The sequence below is a fragment of the Protofrankia sp. Cj5 genome, assembly GCF_917627405.1.
Lineage (GTDB): Bacteria > Actinomycetota > Actinomycetes > Frankiales > Frankiaceae > Protofrankia.
On sequence record NZ_CAKJTO010000061.1, the window covers coordinates 27,918 to 31,751 of the forward strand.

General features: G+C 68.2%; 5 protein-coding genes and 1 pseudogene. All 6 read right to left on the reverse strand.

Annotated features, from left to right (window positions below):
• Positions 1 to 513 precede the first annotated feature (513 nt).
• A complete protein-coding gene (gene rplS, locus MJ777_RS14395) occupies positions 514 to 870 on the reverse strand; it encodes a 50S ribosomal protein L19 (RefSeq protein WP_239336017.1) in 357 nt (118 codons plus the stop codon).
• A gap of 138 nt (positions 871 to 1,008) precedes the next feature.
• Complete coding sequence (gene trmD / locus MJ777_RS14400) at positions 1,009 to 1,794, reverse strand: tRNA (guanosine(37)-N1)-methyltransferase TrmD (RefSeq protein WP_239311289.1); 786 nt, start codon at positions 1,792 to 1,794, stop codon at positions 1,009 to 1,011.
• 2 nt (positions 1,795 to 1,796) lie between these two features.
• Entirely contained in the window at positions 1,797 to 2,315 is a 519-nt protein-coding gene (gene rimM / locus MJ777_RS14405) for a ribosome maturation factor RimM (protein WP_239311290.1), read from the reverse strand.
• Positions 2,316 to 2,352: 37 nt separating this feature from the next.
• Entirely contained in the window at positions 2,353 to 2,586 is a 234-nt protein-coding gene (locus MJ777_RS14410; protein WP_239311291.1) for an RNA-binding protein, read from the reverse strand.
• Positions 2,587 to 3,042, reverse strand: a complete 456-nt coding sequence (gene rpsP / locus MJ777_RS14415) for a 30S ribosomal protein S16 (RefSeq protein WP_239376731.1) — start codon at positions 3,040 to 3,042, stop codon at positions 2,587 to 2,589. It abuts the gene before it with no gap.
• A gap of 222 nt (positions 3,043 to 3,264) precedes the next feature.
• Positions 3,265 to 3,834: pseudogene (locus MJ777_RS14420) on the reverse strand (signal recognition particle protein); the annotation flags it as partial.

Here is a 3,834-nt window from a genome sequence, read left to right on the forward strand (position 1 = left end):
CTCGCGCGCCGGGGCTGGCATCGCCGCTCCGCTTCACGGTCTGCCCATTCGCCATCTGCCCACAGCCATCATCAGGCGGCCTCTGGCCACTGGGCGCGTCTGACGGATGCTCGATCGCCTCGCCCCCCACCCGAACGCTTCGCGTCTGTGCGGGCTCCTGCTCTCGATGCCAGAAAGCGTCCTGCCGTGTTGTCGTCGGTCCGGATAGCACACCGCTATCCGGACCTTCTCCGCCTTGCGGGCCACTTTCTGGATCATCGCCCACATCGACCACCGTCCATCAGACACGCCCTCGCCGGAACAGCACTGTCCCAGCGAGCCGGAAGACCCTGCTCGGCTCCACTCACCACGCCACCTCATGGGTTGGCCGGCCTCGGCCGAATTTGATGACCGTCACCGTGGTATCCGACAGGGGAGGGAAAGTGACCACCCTACGCGGGCCTGCTCCGGCAATAGCACGGTAACGCAGACATGGTGACGCATGGTCAACCTTCGCGCCAACCCACGCACACCTCAGCGTCCAGCCGGCCGACGCTTTTCCTTGATCTTCGCAGCCTTGCCACGCAGCTCACGGAGGTAGTACAGCTTCGCCCGTCGCACGTCTCCACTGGTCACGACTTCAATCTTGGACACGACCGGGCTGTGGACTGGGAAGGTCCGCTCAACCCCGACGCCAAAGCTGACCTTGCGGACCGTGAAGGTCTCGCGAACACCACCGCCCTGGCGACGAATCACAACGCCCTGGAAAACCTGGATGCGCTGGCGATTGCCTTCGACGACACGAACGTGGACCTTCAGGGTGTCGCCCGGCCAGAACTGCGGGACGTCGGTCCTCAGCGACGCGGCGTCGAGGCTGTCCAGGGTTTGCATGGCGGTCGCTTTCTCGCGGGGATGACAGGGATGAACCAGCTGCGGGCCAACCGCCACAAATGATCCACTGTCGTGGACCATGCTGCCACCCACCCAGGGGAGTTCCCGTCGGGACGACTGACGGCCGGACACCGCATCCTACTGTGCCATACGACCGGCCGGGTCGGTGCTGGCCGGGTCGGTGGCAGGATTCGCGTGGCGCCCACTATCGCGCGGGCCACCGTCTCGGCCCAGGTCGATGCCGGTCAGCAGATCTGGCCGGCGGTGCGTGGTCCGGCGCACCGCCGCCTCCCGGCGCCACCGGCTGATGGCCGCATGGTCACCGGAGCGCAGCACCGCGGGCACCTCGCGATCGCGCCACACGGGTGGCCGGGTATACACCGGCGGTTCCAGCAGGCCGTTCGCGAAGGAGTCGTCCGCGACGGACTCGGCGTTACCAACCACACCGGGCAGCAGGCGGGTGACCGCCTCCAGCATCACCAGCGTGGCGACCTCGCCCCCGGCCAGCACATAGTCGCCGATCGAGATCTCATCGTCGGCCCACTCGTCGATGACCCGTGCGTCAATGCCCTCATACCGGCCGCAGCAGAACACCAGCCACGGTTCGCCGGCCAGCCCGTCGGCATAGGCCTGGGTAAACGGCCGGCCCACCGGGGTCGGGACGATGATTCGCGGTGGCCGGCCACCGGCCGCGCCCGATCCGCTCACCTCGGTCAGTGCCGCCCACCACGGCTCCGGACGCATCACCATGCCCGGCCCCCCACCGTAGGGGGCGTCGTCCACGGTCCGATGCGCATCGCTCGTCCACTGCCGGAGATCATGCAGGTGAACGTCAAGGATGCCCCGGTTACGCGCCCTGCCTACCAGCGACAGTTCCAGCGGGCTGAGATACTCAGGAAAAATCGTGATAATGTCGACACGCACGGCTACTCCAGATCGAACAAGCCCGGCGGCGGGTCGACCACGAGACGACCGTCGAGCACATCGACCCTGGGGACGATCTCACGCACGAACGGGATCAGCACTTCGCGCCCGTCGGCTCGGTCGACCGCGAGCAGCTCCCCGGCCGGCGTGTGGACCACGTCGACAACCACACCGACATCCATGCCGGCTACGGTGGACACCCGCAGCCCGACCAGGTCACGGTCCCACCAGAAGTCGTCCGGATCATCATCGCCGTCCGCGGCGGCACCCACGGCGCTGGGCGCGATGGTGAGGATCTGTCCCCGCAGGGCTTCGGCTGCGCTACGGTCACCGACCCCCCTGAAGCGCAGGAGCAGGCGGCCGGCATGCCAACGGGCCCCGGCAACCACCAGCGGAGCGGCGGCCGGCGTGTGGCCGGGAAAGCTCGACCCCGGCGCGAAGCGCCGGTCCGGAAGGTCCGTTCGAACATCGATCGTCACCTCCCCGCGCACACCGTGGGGACGGCCGATTCGACCGACCACGACCGGTTCATCCGCCGGGCGGTCCACAACCTGCCGGCTACCGGTCAACGTCGACGACGTCGACACGCAGACCCCGGCCACCCACCCCGGCCATGACTGTCCGGAGCGCGCGCGCGGTCCGCCCGCCGCGCCCGATCACCTTGCCGAGATCGTCGGGATGCACGCGGACCTCCAAGGTCCGGCCTCGCCGACCCGACTGCATATCGACGCGTACATCGTCCGGGTGGTCGACGATGCCCCGAACAAGATGCTCGAGCGCGGCCTCCAGCACTTACTGCCCCGCCGGAGTCGATGCCTCGGCCGCCGGCGCGCTCTGCTCGCCCGCGGGTGCTTCGTCCGTGCCCTTCTTGGCCTTCTTGGGAGTGGTGGCAGACTTGTCGCCAAGGCCCGCGGCGGCCCGAGCCGCGGTCTGGAAGGCCTCCCGCTTGTCGGGCTTGGGAGCCGCGACCTTCATCGGCGGCGGCGCGGGCAGCCCCTTGAACTTCTGCCAGTCACCGGTGACCTTGAGGATCGCGAGTACTGGCTCGGTCGGCTGAGCGCCCACACCGAGCCAGTACTCGGCGCGTTCGCCGTCCACCTTGATGATGCTCGGGTCGGACTTGGGATGATACTGCCCGATCGCCTCGATGACCCGGCCGTCTCGCTTGGTGCGGGCGTCCGCGACGACGATCCGGTAGTGCGGCTCGCGCATCTTGCCGAGGCGCTGAAGTTTGATCTTGGTTGCCACGATTGTCGAACTGCTCCAGACGTACGTCAGTAGCCACCAGAATGCCACGGTGGGGACGCGGGATACCGGCGGCTGGGTTTTCGGAGCGTCAAGGCGGCGGAGAGGGTCACCGCGACGACGCCGATGGTAAGGAACCCATGTCGTGCTCATAGTTTGCCAGATCGTGGACGCCGATACTCCCCAGGGCCTTTGGAGCCAACGCCTTCAGTCGATCCTGGCAGGTCAGCGCTGCTTGCCGCGGCGCTGACCGGGCGGTGGACCCGCCGGGGGGAAGCCACCACCGCGCATCAGGGCGGACAGGTCAGGCATGACGCCGTCGCCAGGTCCGGCCGCGGGCAGGCCACCGCCGGCCCGCCGCGCCTCAGCCGCGGCCTGCTCCGCCTGTGTCTGCGCGGCACGAGCGGCCGGATTGCCCTTGCGGTTCGCGCCCTTTCCCTTCTTGCTCGCCTTACGGTTGGCCGCGGCTCGGCCGCGCTGCCCGCCGCCGGGCACACCCATACCACCAGCCATCTGTTTCATGACCTTGCGCGCCTCGTCAAACCTGTCAAGCAGCTGGTTGACCTCAGTGACAGTCACCCCGGAACCGCGGGCCACCCGGGCCTTGCGGGAAGCCTGGAGAATCCGTGGGTCCTGCCGTTCAGCCGGGGTCATCGACCGGATGATCGCGACTACCCGGTCAACGTCACGTTCACCGATCTGGGACAGCTGCTCCTTCATCTGCCCCATACCAGGCAGCATGCCGAGCAGGTTGGCGATCGGCCCCATCTTGCGGACGGCGAGCATCTGGTCGAG